This is a genomic window from Bacillus sp. GW821-FHT11D08 (assembly GCF_058808515.1).
The window spans coordinates 75,095-95,688 of the sequence record NZ_JBXARS010000005.1 but is presented as its reverse complement, the minus strand read 5'-3'; the positions used below and the strand labels follow the sequence as shown (position 1 = coordinate 95,688).

The window sequence follows — 20,594 nt, the reverse complement described above, 5'->3', positions numbered from 1 at the left end:
ACCTTGTCCGTTTTCATTGGTACACTATATGAAAAACGCGGTGAAAACATGCATTTATTTTAATCAGACAGCGGAATGTTCAGAACCTGGCCGGTGTACACGTCGTTTCCGTTTAATCCGTTGTAGCTGCGGATTTTTTCTTCGCCCGCCCGGCTTTTATAATATTTCATTGAAATGCGGTAAAGCGTTTCTTTCGGCTGTACAGTATGCTGTACGGTCCGCACTTTTTTTGGGACAGTCCCGGCTTGATCACTCGCCTCAGCCGGAGCCGCTTTTTCACGGACAGCCGGCGGAGACTGCTGTTTTGTCTCCGCGTATTCGGTGTCTGTCGGCTTTACTTGTTTTTCTGAGGGCGTTTCCGTTTTTTTAGGTGTTTTTTCACTTGGTTTTTCTTTCGTTTTTTCAGGTGCAGCCGCTTCTTTCTTATCTTTGTCGTCAGACTTTTTTTTCGGTTGTTCTAAAAGAGCGGTTTCTGACGTTTCTTTCTGAGCGCCTTTCGGAATAACGGCAGGCGCGCTTTCACTGTGGTCTATAAAGACATCTTCATAGTCCTTCGGGTCAAATCTGCTGCTGTTCGTCATATAAAGAAGACCGAAAAAGACACCGATTGTTACGATAATGAACAGGACGGTCAGAAAAGTGAACAGCGGCGTTTTTGTTTTGGTTTTTTCCTTCACCTGCTCTTCCTTTTTTTTACGCTCCTCTTTTACAGATTGTCTTGTCGGGAGGCTGTCTTCAAGATATTCAATTTGTTCATCCGCGGCCGCGGCAACCTGCTGCTCGGCACGCAGCTGAGCTTTTCTTCTTTCAACTCTTGACATTTCCGTCATGCAAACCCCTCCTAACATATTGAAAACGGATCTGACAGGCAAATACCGCATCAATAATAAAATGCGCTGTAACCGGAACGAATAAATTGCCGGTCCATTCATAGATAAGCCCCAGCAAAAGACTGATGCCCGCAACCATCATAAACAGAAGCCACTTCGCCAAGTATCTGAAATGAAGCACGGTAAAAATGAAGCTGGCGGCCCATAAGCCGATATGTGTCTGCAGAACGCCTCTGAACAAAATCTCTTCGCTGAACGAAATGAGAAGCGTCAAAAACAAAATGTGCAGAACCGGCCTGTTCTTAAAAAGCAATACATTAATGCCGCCGTCATCATATAAATGCGAAGGACACCATTTCATCACCGCCAGATCGGCAAAAATGACAAGGACGGCAAGAGTTACACCGTACCATATGATATTATCGTCACGTATATGCCACAGCTTTAAAAAATCGTGAATGTCGGTAAAAAAGAAAAAGCCGATAACAGCTGAAACCGCCAATATGAGCAATTGGGTGGCGTACAGCTGCATCACAATCTCCCGGTCTGAGAGCTGCCGGATCAATTCGCTTTGCCGTCTCAGCTGAACTCACCCGCAGACTCTGATCCGAAAATCCGGCCTAATTCCAGCTTCCAATCTTCTAACCGTTCCATATTTTTACGTTCTCCTTTTTGCTCGTACGGAGCCAGATCAAGTCCGCAGCTGCTGCAGCATTGTCCGGTTTGACCATCAGGCTCATACGGTTCATCAAAATAAGACAGCAGCGCTTCTCTTATACATTCTTTCCGCTCTAATAACGCCGAAAAACGATTCATTTTACGCAGCTTCTTTTCCATGCGGTATGTCAGTTCTTCCCGCAGCTGGTCTTTTGTGGTTTTTCCTCGCAGAAACAGATGGACGGCCGTTCGCGCCTGTGTTTCCTGGACTCCCTTATTGATCAGAACGTCCCGAAGCTTTCGTTCATCACTCGTACCGGCATCCCGTATGACGGCCAGAATGCCTTCCAGGTCATAATCAGACAGGCTTTCTGTCTGAATAATCTGCTGCTGAAGCTCGGTATCGCCGGGCGCCCTCAGCAAAATACTGACACTCGGGCTGCCGTCGCGTCCCGCTCTGCCGATTTCCTGCATAAAGGCCTCGGCCGTTTGGGGAGGATAAAAGTGAATGACAAAGCGGATATCTGACTTATCCACACCCATGCCGAACGCATTGGTGCAGCAGATGCAATCAAGCTGGTTATGGATAAATTGCTGCTGGATTAAAATCCTGTCGCCTGTATCCATTCCGCCGTGATAATAATCCGTCCGCTTTCCCGTTTTTTCGTTCAGCTCAGCCGCAAGCTCTTCCGCCCATTTTCTGGTCGGACAATATATGATACCCGGGCCTTCAAGCTTTTCGGCAAGCTCCGTGAGCCTGCTTATTTTTTCGGCATTATCAGCCAAATGTTCTGCCGCCAGGAGAATATTCGGCCGGTTGACTGAATAAAGATGACGCACCGCATGCTCAAGTCCGAGCACATCCGTCACGTCTCTGAGCGTTTCTTTTGTCGCTGTTGCGGTCAGCGCCAATACAGGCGGCTTTCCGAGTGCCTGCCTGAAAGGTCCGAGCTTCGAGTAATCAGGCCTGAAATCATGTCCCCATTCTGATATGCAATGAGCCTCATCAATAACAAATAAACTGACCGGGACGTTTTTCAAGCGGTTCAGTACATAAGGTGAAGAAAGGGCTTCAGGAGACATATAGAGAAATTTATACCGGCTGATGTTGCTGAGGATAAAATGCCGCTCTGCGGAATTCAGCATGCTGTTTAATGCAGCAACCCGCTTTTCTCCTTTCGCTTTCAGCTGCTGCACCTGATCTTCCATTAATGATAGAAGCGGTGAAATAATCAGCACCAGCCCGTCCATCATGTAACCCGGGAGCTGATAGCATAATGATTTTCCCCCGCCGGTCGGAAGCATGGCGATCGTATCTTTTTTTTGGAGCACGCTAGTCATAATCTCTTCCTGCCCTTTTTTAAAGGAATGCAAACCAAAATACCTGGATAAAGCTTTATGCAGCTCAGTCATGCTGATTCACCGTCTTTGCCAGCGCCAGCCTGATCTGAAAATAGCTGAAGCGCATCTGCATTCCTTCGCGAATCCGTTTAATTTTATTCGTTTGATGCTGTTTTGCAAATGCCGTTATCATACGCTGTTCCTCTTCAGAAAGATACTGTTCTGTAAAAAATGCAGGCTGATGCAATGATATTTCTACGATATGATCTTCGATTGTGGCGGTTTTTAAATTTCTGACCGCGGCGATCCGTTCAATCGGAAACCCTTTTTCCAACAGCTCAAAGGTTTTTCTGGCAGACTGTGTCAGCGCGCTTTCCGCCTGCAGATCGGACAACAGCTCGCGCAGAGCGGGATATGCACATTGCGGAAGCGATTGAATAACATAATGTACCGCTCCCCAAAACTGGACGGACACATACCATTCATCTTCGTTCAGCTGGAGAGCGAGCTGCTTATTCGTTTTGCCGATTCTGTTGAATGAAGTTAAAGAATAGACAAAAATAAGCGCCTGCCGTTCACTTACGCCTTGCAGAAGGTGAAACAGCGTCTCATGCATTTGGACGGAGAGCTCTTTAGCGTCTCTGTTTTTGCGCATGAACCGTTTGACCCATCTCAGCGTCTGCACATCGTTTGTAACCGGGATATATTGACTGCATTGATGCTCTTTGTTTGACAGGACTTGAATGAGCAGGGAAAGCCGCCTCCACAGGGTAACGGCAGGCGTTTGATAATTCGCGCCGTGGCAGTGCTTCGGCCAAGGCCGTTCGGCAAACGCCCGTTCAAGCCTTTGAACGCCGCGCGCAGTCACTTTCCACGTTCCCTCTTCTTTTCCGGCTGTAATGTATGAGTTCTCGGTGAGTTTATGCAAAGAAGCCGCAATATCGCCGCGTTCACACTGTGAAGCCATGCCGAAATATTTAGCGATATGAAATAAGCCGGCATCCTGAATGGTTTGAGACGACTTTTTTCCTTTTAATAAATGAAACACAGCACTCGGAGTCCGTTCGCCGTCTATTTTGTCCAGACAGTCGAGAACCACGGTATCAAAGTAGTTTATCGCCAATCTAAACACACCTACATTTCTTTTGTGACAAGTTTCGTTTTTTGGTTCTTTTTATTTTAACAGATTTTCATATAAATTTGACGTTTAAAGTCATCTTTTAGGGGGAAGTGCTAAAGAGAATCCCTTATGTGATAAGCATTCTCAATCATTTTTCTGTTGAAATTTGACACTAACATCATTACAATAAGTAAGAGGAATAGGTGTTATATTTAAAAATATATAAGGTAAACCATTTGTTCCAACACGAACAATCTGGGAGGTTTTATTCATGGCAAAGTACACAATTGTAGATAAAGATACGTGTATTGCATGCGGCGCCTGCGGAGCTGCGGCACCAGACATTTATGATTATGATGATGAAGGCATTGCGTTCGTTACGCTTGACGAAAATAAAGGCGTCGTCGAAGTTCCGGAAGTTCTGGAAGAAGATATGATTGACGCATTTGAAGGATGCCCTACTGATTCAATCAAAGTTGCGGATGAACCGTTCGAAGGCGACCCGCTGAAATACGAATAAAAAAGCCCTCCCCGTGAGAGGAGCTTTTTCGTCCTGAATAAGACTCCGGCTGTTATCGGCCGGAGTCTTATTTTTTGCGATCAGCACAAACAAAAAAGCGCCCGGTCTGTGTTTTACAGAGCGGGCGCTTTGGAGTGGTTATTGTGTCTGGATGCTGCGTTTTTGTTCAATCCAAGGTTTCAGCTTCGTAAAGATGAACGTAAAGACAATGGTGATGATAACGCCTTTTACAATGTTAAACGGCAGAATTCCTGCGACAACCGCCGTTTTTAACTGGCTGTTTGACAGTGCCGGTGAATGTAAAAACCAAGTATACGCGGGCAGGATAAGAATATAGTTCAAAATACTCATCAGCACGGTCATCGCCGCGGTTCCGGCCAGCAGGCTCACTGCAAGCCCTTTTGCCGAATTGAGCTTTTTAAACATAAACGCCGTCGGCAGAATAAACAGCGTTCCCGCGATAAAATTGGCTGCCTGCCCGACAGGCACGCCGGCCATGCTTCCTTGAATGATATACTGCAGAATATTTTTAATCGCTTCAACCGCAACCCCCGCCGCAGGCCCGTAAACCAAAATGGCGATAATTGCAGGAACATCACTGAAATCAATTTTCAAGTAATCCGGCAGCCCCGGAAACGGGAAATTTAACAGCATAAGCACAAAAGCAATACTGCTAAGCATACTGATGACAACTAATTTTTTTACTTTCACAATGCTCTCTCCTTTTCGATCAAATCTCTCGAAAAGAGGAAAGGTTCTTTTGCGCCCCAATAAAAAAACCGCTTTTGTTAAAAAGCGGGAGCTTACTAAGGCTTGGCAAAGAAACGTTTGATATAAGCATCAAAACGTCTGCTGAACCTCCATCTTCTCCCATCCAGACTATACTGTCGGCTCCGGAATCTCACCGGATCCTGCCGCCGAAGCAGCTCGCGGGCTTAGAGCATGATGCTCATCACCGCCGGTAGGGAATTTCACCCTGCCCCGAAGATTGATCTTATGAATTTATTCACATTATATATGATCAAATTGCAATTGTATAGAGAACTGCTCAAATTTAAATAAAATATTGGGGAAGCCCAATTTAAGCTGATTCAGCGGTTTCCTTTTCTCCTTTACTGCGTCAATACACATTGACACTCTATTGAGAATATGATAAATTATCAGATATTTAGTCAGCTAAACTAGGAGGAAATCTAACAATGTTTCGAGTTTTGGTCTCAGATAAGATGAGCAATGACGGCTTAAAGCCGCTGATGGAATCAGACTTTATAGAAATTGTTCAAAAAAACGTCGCGGATGCAGAAGATGAATTACATACCTTTGATGCCCTGTTAGTCCGCAGTGCCACGAAAGTAACCGAAGAATTGTTTAAAAAAATGACCTCTTTAAAAATCGTCGGCAGAGCCGGTGTCGGCGTAGACAACATCGACATTGATGAGGCTACAAAACATGGGGTTATCGTGATAAACGCGCCGAATGGAAACACCATTTCAACGGCAGAGCATACATTCGCGATGATTTCTTCATTAATGAGACACATTCCGCAAGCCAATATCTCAGTAAAATCAAGAGAATGGAACCGGACGGCTTTTGTCGGGGCGGAGCTCTACGGAAAGACTTTAGGCATTGTCGGTCTGGGCCGGATCGGAAGCGAGATTGCCCAGCGCGCCAGAGCGTTCGGTATGACGGTTCATGTATTCGATCCTTTCTTAACCGAAGAGAGAGCCGGTAAAATCGGCGTAAACAGCCGGACATTCGAAGAAGTGCTTGAAAGCGCGGATATCATTACCGTCCACACGCCTTTAACAAAGGAAACAAAAGGACTGCTTAACAGAGAAACCATTGCCAAAACGAAAAAAGGCGTCCGTCTTATCAACTGCGCAAGAGGCGGCATTATTGATGAAGCGGCGCTTTTGGAAGCGCTGGAAAGCGGCCATGTCGCAGGCGCTGCCCTTGACGTGTTTGAAGTGGAACCGCCAGTTGAATCAAAGCTTCCCGACCATCCGCTGGTGATCGCCACACCTCACTTAGGCGCTTCAACGAAAGAAGCACAGCTGAATGTCGCGGCACAGGTTTCTGAAGAAGTGCTGCAGTTTGCAAAAGGTCTGCCTGTCATGTCAGCGATCAACCTGCCTGCGATGACGAAAGATGAATTCAAAAAAATCCAGCCTTATCACCAAATTGCCGATAAAATCGGAAGTCTCGTGTCACAATGTATGAAGGAACCCGTCAAAGATGTTGCGATTCAATATGAAGGCACCATCGCCAAACTTGAAACATCATTTATTACAAAAAGTCTGCTGTCCGGTTTCTTAAAACCGCGTGTAGACTCAACGGTCAATGAAGTGAACGCCGGCGGTGTAGCAAAAGAACGCGGAATCAGCTTCAGCGAGAAGATTTCCTCCAATGAATCAGGATATGATAACTGCATCAGCGTAAAAGTAACCGGAGACCGGAGCACATTTACGTTAACGGCTACGTATATCCCTCACTTCGGTGAACGAATCGTTGAGCTGAACGGCTTTAATATTGACTTAAATCCTGCCGGCCACCTCGTTTATATCCAGCACCAGGATACGACTGGTGTAATCGGACGCGTCGGACGCATCCTCGGCGATAACGATATCAATATCGCTACCATGCAGGTAGGCCGTAAAGAAAAAGGCGGAGAAGCCATTATGATGCTTTCTTTTGATAAACATTTAGATGATAAAGTCGTCAATGAGCTGACTTCAATTCAGGATATTGTTTCCGTTAAACTGATTGATCTTCCGTAACCAACAAAAAACCCAAAACATTCATATGTTTTGGGTTTTTTACGTTTAATGGCTTGGAAGCGGATTAGGCGCGGCAGGCACAGCGATAGGTTTTGTCACATCATAATTACCGATTTTCTTTGTATGCGCATGTGTGAACAGCACCTCAGAATAACCGAATTCCTTCGCAGTTAACAGAAGCCCTTCGATCATTAAAATCCCTTCCAGCGAATCTTCAACCTTATGTTTTTCGGACAATTGAATCCGCAGCTGCTCGCCGTCTTCCCTTTCCGATACCGATGCAATCGCATCGGCTTCTATAATGCTCGCGGTCTGTGAGCCTCCGTCTGTTGTCTTCATCCCGTCAATAGCCTGATATACTGAATAATAGGTTTGTTCAGACGGGATGAGATACTCTTGTCCCAGACTGTCGCTGTAAGAAAAATACGCCCGGTTTGTCTGTTTATGTACGGACATTTCAGCGGATATGCCGTAAGATTTATAAAAATCCTGTCCGGCTCCGTTTTGAATCTTTTTCAATTTAATCCGCTCGTAAGGACTCCATGTCAAAGTCTCTTTCAGCATCTTTTTCAATAAGTCAGCATCGGCAACTGATTCGATAGAGAGCCGTCCGTTTACCTGCACAAGCAAATCCTTCTTATCCGCCGTTACCTGCACACCGTCCAAAAGGTTCGGCACAGACAGGAAGGATTCGGGCACTTCTAGGTCTTCCGCTTCGGATAAAGCCTCTGAAACCGATTCATCCGGCTTCTTTTTTTCAAAACTGACCGGAATGACGGCGGATGTTTCTGAATCGGCAAATGCCAAAGTAATGTAATTGTTTTTGTTTTGGTTTGAGACGACGAACGTCTTCTGATCCGGCGGCTTGACAGAAGCTGACTGACTGGCTTTTTCTGTCTGGCGGCTGTCAGCGGTAAGATCACCGGAAGATTTGTTTGTCATCAGGTGAGGAGATATAATCAGAGCGATGCACAATGCGCAGACGCCGGCTGCGGCGGGGCCGATCCAGCTTCGGGCCGGTTTTTTCCTGTACGGTTTACCCGTTTCAATATTCCGGTAAATGGCCTCGGGTGAACGATGATCTCTAACCGCCGGAAGTTGTCTTAACAACTCCTCTACTCTTTCTTCGTTCCAATATGACTTCATCATCCATTAGCTCCTCCCTCAAAAGCTCCATCTGTTTCCGAAGTATTTTGAGCCCTCTGTGTTGGGTCGTTTTGACTTTGCTTTCCGAGAAGCGGAGAGCGGCGGCTGTTTCCTGAATGGAATATCCCTGAATAAATCTCAAGATAATAACAGCTCTTTGATCAATGGTGCAATGATCAAGCGCGGTATAAATTTCCCGGACGTTTTCATGCTGTACGGCGAGTTCGTCCGGAAGCAAATGCTGATCTCTGACATCTTGTGTATCCCAATCAAACGTACCCATAATACGCTGTCTGATCGTCTGCTGCTTGCGGAACCAGTCAATCGCCACATGGCGTGCGATGGACAACAGCCATGTTTTTTCACTGCTTCTTCCTTCAAATGTATGATAGGAATTCAAGACGCGGATATACACTTCCTGCGTCAAATCTTCAGCCTGCGACTTATCTTTTACCATATAAAATAAAAATTGATATAAATCTTGATGGTATGCATCATATAATATCTGAAAGGTTTCTTCCATGGGAAACCCCTCCGTTCACTTTTTTGTCGTAAAAATGCGTTGAAAAGTTACATTACAACTATATTACGAGAAACTGGAATTTGGAAGGGAATTTATATTAACATATTCTTAAATTTTTAAAGGAGAAACAAATAAAAAACACCCGCAGAACATGCGGGTGTTTCGTATGGAACAAGATTGTTCGTCAATTTCAGACGTCATCCTGCACTTTTGTCGGAATATAAAATGTAAACGTCGTCCCTTTGTCGATGCTGCTGTGAACCGCAATTGAGCCGCCGTGGGCTTCCACGATATTTTTTACGATGGCGAGTCCGAGTCCGGTTCCCGCCCTGCCTCTTGTTCTTGCTTTGTCCGCTTTATAAAAACGTTCAAAAATAAAAGGCAGGTCCTCTTCCGGTATTCCAGAGCCGGAATCTTTGATATCGATCTTCAGTCCGTCTTTTACGGTCTGAGCCGCGATATGAACGCTTCCGCCTGACTCCGTATGGCGCAGCGCATTATCTATAAGGTTGGTAAACACCTGTTCCATTTTGTCTTCATCAAAGACACACTCCGGCTGAGACACTGAGATGTCCTCTGTGAGCGAAACGCCTTTTTCCTTCGCTACCCCGGAAAATTTGCGGGAGATCTTCTCCAGAAATTCATGCAGGTTTACCGTTTCATAGTGCAGGCCCGTATGTCCGGATTCCATTCTGGCCAAATCCAGCAAATCATTGACAAGCCGGCCCATGCGAAGAGATTCATCATAAATGATCTGCGCGATTTCTTTTTTCTCCTCTTCTGTGCTTGCAATGTCGTCCACTATTGCTTCGCTGTATCCCTGCAGCATAGAAATCGGGGTTCTGAGCTCATGACTGACATTGGCAATGAAGTCTTCACGCAATTTATCCAGCCTGCGCTCTTCGGTCATATCACGGAGCACGGCCACGGCGCCGCGGACGTGTGATTCCGCATAAAGAGGCGACATCAATAAAACCCATGACCTTCCTTGAAGCGTCATTTCAATCATTTGCTCTTTTTCCGTGTTCACTGCATTTTGAAATAGCTCTTTTGCTTCAGGGGGAAGGTTGTCTCCTTCTTTAATGTTCATGTTCTGCTCATAATACCATGCCTGCAGAAAACGTTCGGCCGGCGGGTTGGTCACCAAAATGGTGCCGTCGATATTAATGGTGATGACCCCGTCTGCCATACTGCTTAAAATATTGGACAGCTGTTCTTTTTCCTGATTCAGCGCGTTAATATGGAAATTGAGCTGCCGTCCCATCTGATTAAAGGCAATGGCCAGTTCCCCGATTTCATCTTGGGTCAGAATCGGAATTTTTGTATCAAACTTTCCTTTCGCCAAGTCTTGGGCGCCTTCCCGCATTTTCCGAAGGGGATATGTCACCCTGCTGGATAAAAAGAACGCGAAAAACGTTGTCAAGACGATGGCAATGCCCGCCGCAAGAAAAATATAGCGTGTCGTATGTTTCGTCGTATCTTTGACGGCAAGCAGCGATTGGGATAAAAAGACCATGCCTTTTTTGCCGTCTTTTTCATACGGCACTCCGACGATCAGCCGTTCGTTATCCGAACCGGCATTGTTGGGGACCGCGCGTTTGCTTACTTTTTTGCGGTCTGTCAGCGCCTTGTGCAGATCCCGGTCATGTTTGATCTGCTCTAATGTAATAGAGGATAAATGATTATCGTCATTGGGCGAATACCAGACATGCTTATCGTCCTGAATGATCGCGATGCTCGTTAAATTGTCCGCCAGTTCCCACGTGATGGATCTGGCAAGCGGCTGGTCTTCATGATTTTCTATTATGACCGCAATTTTGTCGGCAAGCTGCGTTAAATCTTTTTCCGCTTCTTCAACGTGGTAATTTTCTATAAATTCCAGAAGCAGCACCGTTAAAATAAATAAAACAATTAACACGAGTGAAAGAATGGTAAACCAAAGCTTACCTACTACGCTTTTCCAAAACTTCATTCAGCGCCTACCTCAAATTTGTATCCGACTCCCCATACGGTGACGATTTTTTTCGCCGCCCCCGGGGACACTTTATTTAATTTTTCACGGAGCCGTTTGACATGGGTGTCCACCGTTCTGAGGTCTCCGAAAAATTCATACTGCCACACTTCTTTTAAAAGCTTTTCCCTGTCGTACACTTTGTCCGGTGTTTTCGCCAGAAAGTACAGCAGTTCATATTCCTTCGGCGTCAGGCTCACCTCCGTGCCGTCCGCAGTCACCCTGTGAGCATCGTGATCAATGGATAGATGCGAAAAGACGAGCACATTTTTTGTCGGGGTATTTGCTGTCAGATAAGATGTTTGGGAAGCCCTTCTTAAAAGCGCCTTTACCCGAAGCACCACTTCTCTCGGGCTGAAAGGCTTGACGATATAATCGTCCGTACCCGCTTCAAACCCCTGGACGCGGTTGGCTTCTTCCCCTTTTGCCGTCAGCATGATAATCGGCGTCGCTTTTTTTTCTCTGAGCTGCCGGCATACTTCGATTCCGTCCGTTCCCGGCATCATTAAATCCAAGAGCACCAGATCATAATCTGATGCCAGCCCCATTTTAATGGCCTCGTCGCCGTTTTCCGCTTCTTCAATCACATAGTTTTCCCGTTCAAGGTACATTCTTAAAAGGCGTCGAATTCTGGCTTCATCATCTACTACTAATATTTTAGTTTCATTTGTTTGATCCATCGTTTTCCCCCTGCTTTCCTTCTGTTACTTTCATTTTAACAAACTGTGCAGCAGCTTGAGAACTGTATCGGCTTTTTGCATCTATGCGTACGAATGAAGTCCGGCAAGCACGAGATTCACAAAAATTAAGTTAAACATAATAATGGCGAAGCCGATGACGGCAAGCCACGCGGACTTTTCGCCATGCCAGCCTCTTGACAGCCGCAAGTGCAAATACGCTGCGTAAAATAAAAAGGTGATCAGCGCCCATACTTCCTTCGGGTCCCAGCCCCAAAAACGCGTCCATGCAAGCTGCGCCCAAATCATCGCAAACACAAGCGCGCCGAGTGTGAATACCGGAAAACCGATGGAAACAGCGCGGTAGCCGACTTCATCGACCAAGTCCAGATTCACATTTTTGACGAGCGGGCTGATAAGAGCGCTGATTCTCTTTCTGAATATCAGCCTGAGCGCACCGTATAAAACGAGGCCTGCGCCAAACGACCAGATCACCGTATTGACCTTTCTGCCTGAAAAAATGGCCGGAAGCTCAATAAGCGGCTTCATAGCGCTTTCCGTAAGCAGTTCTCCCTCATGCGGGCCGACAAGCGCAGGCATATCATATATCATGACGCTTTTGGCTTCTTTTTTATCCACCCAATTAAATTCAGCTTTGTAGTCCGCCAGCCGGAATGCCGACGTGACGGCGATAAATGCCACGGTCGTCACGAGTATAAACATGATGACTTCAAGCCAGAACGTTTTTTTACCCGGTCTGGATTGGTCGACATGCTTTAACAGGAAAATGACGCCGGCTACAAAACTGATCGCAAGAATCGCCTGCCCGAGCGCCGCCGTCGTGACGTGAATGTACAGCCAATTGCTCTGCAGTGACGGAATAAGCGGCGTGATGTCTGTCGGAAACATGCTTGCATATGCGATAAGCAAAAGCGCGATAGACAATGTGAACATGCCTAATGAAGGCAGTCTGTAAATAAAGTAAATAATAATAAAAGCGAGAACAAGCATCATGCCGAATGACGTCGTAAATTCAAACATATTGCTGACAGGCGCATGTCCGCTTGCCGACCATCTCGCAATGAAGTAGCCGAGATGACAAAGAAATCCGAAAATGGTTAACGTGATTCCGATAGCCGACCAGCGGCCCTTACCGTCCTTAGCACCTTTTGTTCCCCGGATGGCGCCGCCGAAAACCGGGACGGCAATTAAATAAATCAAAAAGGCAGCATAAAGAAAATTTGCGCTCAGCTCCGCCATGACACCACTCCTTTTTCACTAGGCCTGATTTTTGGCCAATTCTTTTTGATCGGCCGGCTCTTGAATCCCGGTCCCGCTAAGAACAAATTCGATATCCTTTTTCAGACCGAACCAGTTTTTGTTCGTATGTCCCGCCACAAGCACTTCATGATCACCTGTTTTGATCCAGATCCTTCTGTGCTGCCAGTACATTCCTTGAATGACGCCGATCATAAAGATCGCGCCGCCGACGGCAAGCACCCATAAGGTTAAGTCTTTTCTGACGGTGAGTCCTGTAATGTTTTTCGTTTCCACATGGTCGAATTTTAATTTGTACTTGTTACTTTCGGAACCTTCAACAGTCTGCTGAATCGCAACAAAACTTTTCTCCCCTTTCGGCTTGTCAGGAGCCGTGATTTTAAAGACAAAAGCCGGATTGTTAGGAACCTTCGTTTTCGTGCTCGGTTCTCCGTCCTTGTTAAAATAAAAATCAGGAAGATAACTGGCGATCTGCACTTTGTAACCGTTACCAAGATCATAGTCCGTGTCGGGATCGAGAAGATTGATCTTCAGTTTGCCGAATGACTGTTTTGTTTTTTGGTCGATCAGGTGAAATACCATCTGATCGAGCTGGTTTTCTTTATAGTCCACCTGATACACAGAATAGGAGTCAAAGCGCAGCGGTTCATTGACGCGGATATTGTTTTCTTTGACTCTTTTAAGCTTCGGCTTTTCACCGAATACAATGTCGCCTTCCCTCTTATACAAAACCGCGTCCGTTGTGAAGGATTTGGCGACTTTGCCGTTTCCGGCTCTGTCAATGGCGTCGGCGAATACTTTTTTCTCAGTGTCTTTGTTATATGTCTGCATCGTGAACCGGTTGTTTTTTAAGTAATATTTGCCGTCAGTACCTGGGATCTGGGCGGTTTCGCCTTCACGGACCCAGAGCGTTTCATCGACATACATACCGGGTACAAATCTCAGCATGGCTCCGATCAGAAAAATGATCAGGCCGATATGATTGACGTAGGGCCCCCACCTTGAAAAACGGCCTTTTTCCGCCAGAATGCTGCCCTCTTGTTCTCGCACTCTATAATGCTTTTTTTTCAATCGTGTTCTGAGGCTATCAGCCGCATCCCCGCTCAGCTCGGTTTCTGTCCGGCTGTATAGACGCTGCCTCTTCAAAAAGACCGGATTCCGCCGAACTCCTTGATTTTTCAGCGCCCTGTACAAAGGAATCACCCGATCCAGGCTGCAGATGACCAGTGATATGCCAATAGATGCGATCAGGAGCATATACCACCATGAGCCGTACAGGTGATGAAATCCCAACAGATAATACATTTGGCCGATTATGCCGTACTGCTGTTCATAATATGTATCCGGCTGGGCGCCCGGCGGCAGATAAGCTTCCTGCGGAAAAACCGTGCCGAAAGCAGACGCCGCCAGAGTAATGACGATCAGCCATATTCCGACTTTTACGGAAGAAAAGAAGTTCCATACCTTATCTACGATTGTTTTATTATATGTTTGCGAACGCCTTGCGCTGCCGTCGTACCGCATATCGGCAAGCGGCGATTTTTGATCATCAAGCGGCTTCCCGCACGACTCGCACAAAACCGTCCCGGCTGGATTCACGTGCCCGCATTCACATTTGACCTTTTTCATGAAGACGCCTCCGGCTTAATTAAATTCATATAGTCATGAACCATGCGTTCTGTCATCGTGCCGGTCACCACTTTCACGACTTTTCCGTCGGGATTGATCAAAAATGTCGTCGGAATAGGTGATACGCCGTACGCGTCCAGCACTTGCCGGTCAGTATCGAGCGCAACCGGGAAATTGACGCCGTATGTTTTCATAAAATTATGTACTGCAATTTTTGATTCGCCGACATTTACCGCAACCACCTCGACACCGAGGTCTTTAAAATGCTTGTATTGATTCTCCATGTAGGGAAATTCCTGCTTGCACGGCTCACACCACGTTCCCCAGAAATTCAGAAAAACACCTTTTCCTTTTAACTGACTCAGTTCTATGAGTCTGCCCTCTGTATCTTTCAGCGCGAAATTCGGGGCTTTGGACCCCTCAGATATACGCTCACCGTTTGTGTATACGGCATTATAGATGGTATATCCGAGCGCGCAGAGTAAGATGAGAAGGATGCCGGTCCGAATGAATAAACGCCGCCGTTTTTTGTTCATTGTACACTGCTCCCCTCCCCTGCCTGCAAATCCATTCAATTATATCATCAACACGTTTTGTAATTTTTGAAGGTTATGTGAAAATTAGAAAGCGTTTTTACCGTGTTCAGCTAAAGCCCGCAGCCTTTTCACCTCATGCGGCGACAATTCTCTTGCGTCTCCTGTGCGCAGGCCTCTTAAATCTAAAAATGCGTATTCTTCACGTTTTAGTTTCAGCACGTCATGACCGATCGCCTCGAACATGCGGCGGACCTGTCTGTTCCGGCCTTCATGAATCGTCAGCTGAATGATGCTCGTCTGCTTTCTTTTGTCCAGGGAAAGCATTTTCGCTCTGGCCGGCGCCGTCTTGCCTTCTTCAAGCTGAATGCCGCGCTCAAGCTTTCTCAGAAGTTCCTTGGAAGGAATCCCCTTCACTTTAGCGACGTACGTCTTATCAATTTCGTATTTCGGATGCATGAGTTTGTTGGCAAACTCGCCGTCATTTGTCAGCAATAAAAGTCCGCTCGTATCATAATCAAGCCTGCCGATCGGATAAATGCGCTGCGGCACTTCTTTGAAAAAGTCGGTCACCACTTTCCGCCCTTTGTCGTCATCAGCTGCTGAGATCACTCCTCTCGGTTTATAAAGCAGAAAGTACACGGGTTCTTCCCGCTCCACCTTTAATCCGTTTACTTCAATCTGATCAGAACCGGTCACTTTTACGCCGAGCTCTGTTATTACTTTTCCATTCACCTTTACTTTTCCTTCTTTTATCAGCTCTTCCGCCTTTCTGCGTGATGCCACGCCGGCATGAGCAATAACTTTTTGCAGTCTTTCCATGTCGTTCACCTCAAGTATAATCTTACTTTTTTCCCCTTGAACAAACAAGCTTTTTCAAGGAGAGTTATTCTGATATATAAAAAGCGCCTGATTTCAGGCGCTTCCAAATAATAACGTAACTATGATGATTGATGCAACCACCCCGATCAAATCAGCAAGAAGACCAACCTTTAAAGCATCCCCCATTTTTTTGATGCCGACCGCCCCGAAATACACCGTCAGGACATACAGCGTCGTGTCAGTCGATCCCTGCATGACCGAGGCCAGCCTGCCGATAAATGAATCAGGCCCGTACACGGCGATCAGATCTGTCGTCATGCCGAGCGCCGCCGTCCCCGAAATCGGGCGGATCAGAGCAAGCGGCACGACTTCTGCGGGAATGCCGAGCGCTGTAAAGAAAGGCTTGCACAGCCCCATGACAAAATCCAGCGCGCCCGAGGCCCGGAATACGGTAATCGCCACCAGCATCCCGACCAAATACGGAATGATGGAAAACGCAATCTCAATTCCTTCTTTTCCGCCTTCAACGAATGATTCATACGTCGGCACTTTTTTGATCGTGCCGTATACCAATATACCGGCGATAATAATCGGAATCATGGCTAAAGACACCCAATTCACCATTTCCATTCGCTTACCTCCCTTTTCTTTTGCGGCGGTACCAGAAGTAGCGGTCAATGAAAATCGCGCCGATTCCCGAAATTAAAGTCGCTAAGATGGTCGGCCCGACGATATCGGTCGGTGATTTCGCCGAGTAAGCCATGCGCACGGCAATGACGGTTGTCGGTATCAATGTAATACTCGAAGTATTTACCGCCAAAAAGGTAATCATGGAACGGCTGGCCTCAGACTTACCTCCATTCAGCTTTTTCATCTGCTCCATGGCTTTAATGCCGAGCGGTGTCGCCGCATTTCCCAGTCCGAAAAAGTTTGCCATGAGATTTGATAAGATGTATCCCATCGCCGGATGATCAGGGGGAATATCGGGAAACAGCTTAGAAATAAACGGGCGGCACATTCTGCTGAATATATCCAAAAGGCCGGACTGCTCGGCTATTTTCATCAGGCCGAGCCAGAACACGAGAACGCTCATTAATCCGAACGAGATCGTAACCGCTTCTTTCGCTCCTTTAAAAACGGCTTCATTCACATCCTGCAAGGTACCGTTAAACATCGCAAAGACAAGTCCGATTACCGTCAGACATACCCAGATTAAATTGACCATGACGAACCGCCCGCCGCGCTCATAAACAGGCTCGTAAACGTCTCAATGAAATGCTTTTTCGGTTTTTTATGGCGCTCATTTTCATAATAGACGGGGATCTTGGCGATCACTTTCCCATCATGCATAACAGTCATCCGGCCGACGACATCAGGAATGAGAGAGGCGTCCTTTTTCCAGGCTTTTTTCGGTTTTATTAAGGTTGTGCTGATTTTTACATCGTCGATTTCATCCTCTTTTAACAAATATTTTACATCCCGGGCAATAAAAGCGTGTTTTCCGTAAAACGTCTTTTTCAGCTTCGGAATGCCGCCTTTTTTAGCGACGACATAGGTTCTATAGTGATCAAAGACATAATTAAACATATTCATATGGTCATCCCAGTCATCCGGATCATTTATGGTGACCGCGATGAGATCCGTACCGTCTTTTGAGGCCGTCGAGACGAGCGTCCGTTTCGCGATTTTTGTGTAACCCGTTTTTCCGCCTGTGCTGTAACGGTAGAGCCCAGTCAGAAGCTTGTTTTTATTTTTCCATACCCGGTCCATCGTTTCCGCCTTATACACTTTTGTGCCTGAAACGGTCCGGTATTCCTTGATTTTCATCGCGTATTTAGTCAAAAGCGCCATGTCATACGCCGTTGAATATAAATTTTCATGGTCGTCCAGCCCGTGCGGATTTTGAAATTTTGTATTTTCCATCCCGATTTGCTCGGCTTTTTTGTTCATCATAAATACAAAACCGTCAAGGCTTCCGCCGACATATTCCGCTATTGCCGCAGCGGCGTCATTTCCTGACCTTAACATAAGCCCGTATACGAGATCTTTCAGCTTTACTTTTTGTCCCGGCTGAAGATAAATGGCTGAGCCTTCCGTTTTTACGGCATTCGGGGAAACCGTCACGGTCTCTTCCATCTTCCCTGATTCAATCGCCAGCACCGCCGTCATGATTTTCGTAATGCTTGCAATCCGCCGCTTATGATGTTCATCCTTGGCGAATAACACCCGGCCAGATGCTCCGTCGATTATAATCGCGCTTTTTGCGCTGACATGTATTTGGGCATGTGCCGTATTGCCGTCTGTAATGGAAAAAAGAATAACAAAAGTCAAAAGAAATACGGCAGCTTTTTTGAGAAAGCGCATGAATGCTCACGTCCTTGTTGTGGGTTTGTACAAGTTTATGCGCATGTCCATGACTTATGAATACCAATTGCATCACTTTCACATAAAAAAACTCTCCCAAAAGGAAGAGTTTTTATCTGACTGATGCCATATTTGAGCCTGATGCTTCATATTGCGCCAATTCTTCCCGCATGCGCAGAAATTCACTGCTGAGCGAAAGCAGAAGGCTCCGCAGCGAGTCCGGCACTTGCTGGTAGAATTCAATCGCGCTTTGGCCTGTATAAGCGGCGCGGCTGTTTTCGTACCATGTATCCTTTTTCGGCATGAAAAACTCTTCCACGCACTGATGATATACTTTATACAGCGTTTTTTCCGCTCTCGCCTCATGAAACGGCTCCTGCATTAAAAGCCGCCTGCAGGCTTCCTGGGCGCCTTCGCAAAAGACGGTCATCCTCCTCAGCACACTGAGCACGTCGCGGCAGTATGCTTCATCCGCCTCTCCTTGAGCCCGCATCTCCGGCAAAGTTGTATGATTTAAATAGCTGCTGACCATCGTGACAACCTCGGCTAAAAATTCACCAGTTTCTTCAGTATGGGCCCTCACAATCGAATTTCCCATTTCCGTCCGTTTCCTTCCTCTCTTGTACGTCGTCATTTGCGTCATTCATCAATGGCCTTTCCCTACTATCGTATGATGAAAAACGATTATTATTTAATATCCTCAAAAGTTTGGTTGAAGTTTTCAAAGAATAAATCGGCTTCCTCCTGGAGAACGTCTTCCTCCGCATTTTCAGGAAGCGGCGGGAGCTCCTCCAATGTTTTTAAGCCGAATTGTTCAAGAAATACCGGTGTCGTGCCGTATAAAATCGCCCGGCCGGGACCGTCGGCGCGGCCCACCTCACACAGCAGCGCTTTTGACACGAGGCTGTGCAGAATCCGCTCAGACTTCACGCCCCGGATATCTTCAATTTCCGCCCGTGTGATCGGCTGCTTGTACGAAACGATCGCCAGCACTTCCAAAGAAGCCTGTGACAGCCCTTTTGACGGCACTTCGATTAGTTTTTTCAAATAAGGCACGAATTCTTTTTTCGTTCCAAGCATATACGTATCCGCATATTCGGTAAGCTCGATGCCTCTGTCGTCTTCCTTGTACTGAGCGGCCACTTCTTCCATGATTCCGGCCAGTTCCGCTTCTTCTATTTCAAGCACCGTCACCAATTGCTTTTTGGTCAGCCCTTCATCACCCGCCGCATACAGCAGGGCTTCCACAATCGCTTTCCAATTCACGATATCAAGCGCCATGAATGGATTCACTCCCCGTAATGTATATATCTGAAAAGTTTTCTTCCTGTTCAATGATAATCTGCTGATTTTTCATCAGTTCCAGGACTGCTAAAAACGTCACGACGAGATGGTCCTTTTGCCGAGAAGGAAAAAGCTCCGTGAAGTTTATTCTTCTCCCCGCCGTTTTTAAGCTTTTTACGATTTCGTTCATTCTGTCTTCAATCGGTATTTCCTGCCTTGTAATGGTCGTTTCTTTCGGCCGCGTGATTTTTTTACGCTGAAGCACCTTTTGAAACGCGCCGATCATGTCATAAACGGTCACCGACAGTTTCTGCTCCGTCTGTTTGATTTCTTTTGCATACTCACTTAAATCACTCGGCGGCTTTGTAAATGACTTTTGTCTTTCTTCTTCCCGCTCTTTTAAATCCTTCGCAGCGGTTTTATACTTTCTATACTCAATCAGCTTTTCAATCAGCTCGTCCCGAGGGTCTTCTTCTTCAAGCATTTCGTCTTCAAACAGCTCTTCCTCTTGTTTCGGAAGCAGCATTCTGCTTTTAATGCTGAGAAGCGTCGCCGCCATGACCAGATATTCACTGGCGACATCAAGTTCAAGCTCTTGCATTGTATGTACATATAATAAATATTGTTCAGTAATGGTTGCCACGGGTATGTCGTATATGTCGATTTCAAGACGGTTAATCAGATGAAGCAGCAGGTCCAATGGGCCTTCAAACGTATCAATTTTCACTTGATATTCTACCATTATCTCACCATTTTCAATATCACTCTCATTGCCGGAAAAACTGGCTACCCTTTAGTATAATCCACCGAAATGCTCTCGTCCAATACTTTTATACACGTCCTCCGTTATTTAGAAAATACTGAAAAAGAAGATATACGCCTATACCTTTAAAGGCGGATGCACATATGATAGCCGTGTAAACTTGAAACAAAGGGAGGCTGATTTCACATGAGCGGAGCTTGTTTCGGCGGAGGTTTTGCATTAATTGTCGTTCTGTTTATTTTGCTCGTTGTCGTAGGAGCATCTTACATCTGCTAGTTCCTCAGGCTTCAGACACCAAGCCGCTCTTTTTTTCCTTTTC

The 20,594-nt window shown here is 46.2% G+C and carries 22 protein-coding genes and 1 riboswitch; of the genes, 3 read left to right on the top strand and 19 right to left on the bottom strand.

Annotated features, from left to right (window positions below):
* Positions 1–59: 59 nt before the first annotated feature.
* From AC1RRX_RS11600 to AC1RRX_RS11585, 4 genes are read right to left on the bottom strand one after another with little or no spacing between them, the layout of a single operon-like run.
* Entirely contained in the window at positions 60–830 is a 771-nt protein-coding gene (locus AC1RRX_RS11600; RefSeq protein WP_007409442.1) for a LysM peptidoglycan-binding domain-containing protein, read from the bottom strand.
* A complete protein-coding gene (locus AC1RRX_RS11595) occupies positions 808–1,395 on the bottom strand; it encodes a CPBP family intramembrane glutamic endopeptidase (protein WP_007409441.1) in 588 nt (195 codons plus the stop codon). Before AC1RRX_RS11595 ends, AC1RRX_RS11600 begins: the two co-directional genes overlap by 23 nt.
* Positions 1,396–1,409: 14 nt before the next feature.
* On the bottom strand, positions 1,410–2,900 hold the full coding sequence (locus AC1RRX_RS11590) for a RecQ family ATP-dependent DNA helicase (RefSeq protein WP_136803640.1): 1,491 nt from the start codon (positions 2,898–2,900) through the stop codon (positions 1,410–1,412).
* On the bottom strand, positions 2,893–3,951 hold the full coding sequence (locus AC1RRX_RS11585; RefSeq protein ID WP_144464490.1) for a YpbB family protein: 1,059 nt from the start codon (positions 3,949–3,951) through the stop codon (positions 2,893–2,895). The genes AC1RRX_RS11590 and AC1RRX_RS11585 overlap by 8 nt, the downstream gene beginning before the upstream one ends.
* Before the next feature lie 268 nt (positions 3,952–4,219).
* Here AC1RRX_RS11585 and AC1RRX_RS11580 point away from each other — a divergent pair, with 268 nt between their 5' ends.
* Positions 4,220–4,468: a ferredoxin gene (locus tag AC1RRX_RS11580; protein ID WP_003153403.1), complete on the top strand. Its 249-nt coding sequence runs from the start codon at positions 4,220–4,222 to the stop codon at positions 4,466–4,468.
* 138 nt (positions 4,469–4,606) lie between these two features.
* On the opposite strand, the gene fmnP is transcribed toward AC1RRX_RS11580, so the two are convergent.
* Entirely contained in the window at positions 4,607–5,179 is a 573-nt protein-coding gene (gene fmnP, locus AC1RRX_RS11575) for a riboflavin transporter FmnP (protein WP_012117881.1), read from the bottom strand.
* A gap of 147 nt (positions 5,180–5,326) precedes the next feature.
* A riboswitch (FMN riboswitch) is annotated at positions 5,327–5,461 on the bottom strand.
* Positions 5,462–5,667: 206 nt separating this feature from the next.
* On the opposite strand from fmnP, the gene serA reads away from it, so the two are divergent.
* Positions 5,668–7,245, top strand: coding sequence for a phosphoglycerate dehydrogenase (gene serA / locus AC1RRX_RS11570; protein WP_007409437.1), 1,578 nt, complete (start codon positions 5,668–5,670; stop codon positions 7,243–7,245).
* Between the two features lie 45 nt (positions 7,246–7,290).
* Here the strand turns inward: serA and AC1RRX_RS11565 are convergent, their stop codons facing one another.
* The 14 genes from AC1RRX_RS11565 to AC1RRX_RS11500 all read right to left on the bottom strand — a co-directional run bounded on the left by AC1RRX_RS11565 (position 7,291) and on the right by AC1RRX_RS11500 (position 20,254).
* On the bottom strand, positions 7,291–8,391 hold the full coding sequence (locus tag AC1RRX_RS11565) for an RsiX family anti-sigma factor (RefSeq protein ID WP_458294236.1): 1,101 nt from the start codon (positions 8,389–8,391) through the stop codon (positions 7,291–7,293).
* Positions 8,330–8,914, bottom strand: coding sequence for an RNA polymerase sigma factor SigX (gene sigX / locus AC1RRX_RS11560; protein ID WP_003153399.1), 585 nt, complete (start codon positions 8,912–8,914; stop codon positions 8,330–8,332). Before sigX ends, AC1RRX_RS11565 begins: the two co-directional genes overlap by 62 nt.
* Positions 8,915–9,104: 190 nt before the next feature.
* Entirely contained in the window at positions 9,105–10,886 is a 1,782-nt protein-coding gene (locus AC1RRX_RS11555) for an ATP-binding protein (protein ID WP_007409435.1), read from the bottom strand.
* Positions 10,883–11,605 carry a DNA-binding response regulator ResD gene (resD, locus tag AC1RRX_RS11550; protein ID WP_003153397.1) on the bottom strand — a complete coding sequence of 241 codons (723 nt, stop codon included), beginning with the start codon at positions 11,603–11,605 and terminating at the stop codon, positions 10,883–10,885. Before resD ends, AC1RRX_RS11555 begins: the two co-directional genes overlap by 4 nt.
* Positions 11,606–11,686: 81 nt before the next feature.
* Positions 11,687–12,862 (bottom strand): c-type cytochrome biogenesis protein CcsB, encoded by a 1,176-nt coding sequence (gene ccsB / locus AC1RRX_RS11545; RefSeq protein ID WP_039063274.1) that lies wholly within the window; start codon positions 12,860–12,862, stop codon positions 11,687–11,689.
* A gap of 18 nt (positions 12,863–12,880) precedes the next feature.
* Entirely contained in the window at positions 12,881–14,509 is a 1,629-nt protein-coding gene (gene resB, locus AC1RRX_RS11540) for a cytochrome c biogenesis protein ResB (RefSeq protein ID WP_007409433.1), read from the bottom strand.
* Positions 14,506–15,045 carry a thiol-disulfide oxidoreductase ResA gene (gene resA, locus AC1RRX_RS11535; RefSeq protein ID WP_003153391.1) on the bottom strand — a complete coding sequence of 180 codons (540 nt, stop codon included), beginning with the start codon at positions 15,043–15,045 and terminating at the stop codon, positions 14,506–14,508. Before resA ends, resB begins: the two co-directional genes overlap by 4 nt.
* Positions 15,046–15,129: 84 nt before the next feature.
* A complete protein-coding gene (gene rluB, locus AC1RRX_RS11530) occupies positions 15,130–15,864 on the bottom strand; it encodes a 23S rRNA pseudouridine(2605) synthase RluB (protein WP_007612296.1) in 735 nt (244 codons plus the stop codon).
* Positions 15,865–15,957: 93 nt separating this feature from the next.
* Positions 15,958–16,494, bottom strand: coding sequence for a spore maturation protein (locus tag AC1RRX_RS11525; protein WP_144464492.1), 537 nt, complete (start codon positions 16,492–16,494; stop codon positions 15,958–15,960).
* Between the two features lie 4 nt (positions 16,495–16,498).
* A complete protein-coding gene (locus AC1RRX_RS11520; RefSeq protein ID WP_003153385.1) occupies positions 16,499–17,089 on the bottom strand; it encodes a nucleoside recognition domain-containing protein in 591 nt (196 codons plus the stop codon).
* Positions 17,077–18,228 (bottom strand): D-alanyl-D-alanine carboxypeptidase family protein, encoded by a 1,152-nt coding sequence (locus AC1RRX_RS11515; RefSeq protein WP_144464494.1) that lies wholly within the window; start codon positions 18,226–18,228, stop codon positions 17,077–17,079. The genes AC1RRX_RS11520 and AC1RRX_RS11515 overlap by 13 nt, the downstream gene beginning before the upstream one ends.
* A gap of 112 nt (positions 18,229–18,340) precedes the next feature.
* Complete coding sequence (locus AC1RRX_RS11510) at positions 18,341–18,826, bottom strand: DUF3907 family protein (protein ID WP_015240120.1); 486 nt, start codon at positions 18,824–18,826, stop codon at positions 18,341–18,343.
* An 89-nt stretch (positions 18,827–18,915) separates the two neighbouring features.
* Positions 18,916–19,509: an SMC-Scp complex subunit ScpB gene (scpB, locus tag AC1RRX_RS11505; protein ID WP_007409428.1), complete on the bottom strand. Its 594-nt coding sequence runs from the start codon at positions 19,507–19,509 to the stop codon at positions 18,916–18,918.
* Positions 19,499–20,254, bottom strand: a complete 756-nt coding sequence (locus AC1RRX_RS11500; RefSeq protein ID WP_007409427.1) for a segregation/condensation protein A — start codon at positions 20,252–20,254, stop codon at positions 19,499–19,501. The genes scpB and AC1RRX_RS11500 overlap by 11 nt, the downstream gene beginning before the upstream one ends.
* A gap of 207 nt (positions 20,255–20,461) precedes the next feature.
* Between AC1RRX_RS11500 and AC1RRX_RS11495 the strand changes: the two genes are divergently transcribed.
* Complete coding sequence (locus tag AC1RRX_RS11495; protein ID WP_003153376.1) at positions 20,462–20,551, top strand: YjcZ family sporulation protein; 90 nt, start codon at positions 20,462–20,464, stop codon at positions 20,549–20,551.
* The last annotated feature ends 43 nt before the right edge of the window (positions 20,552–20,594 follow it).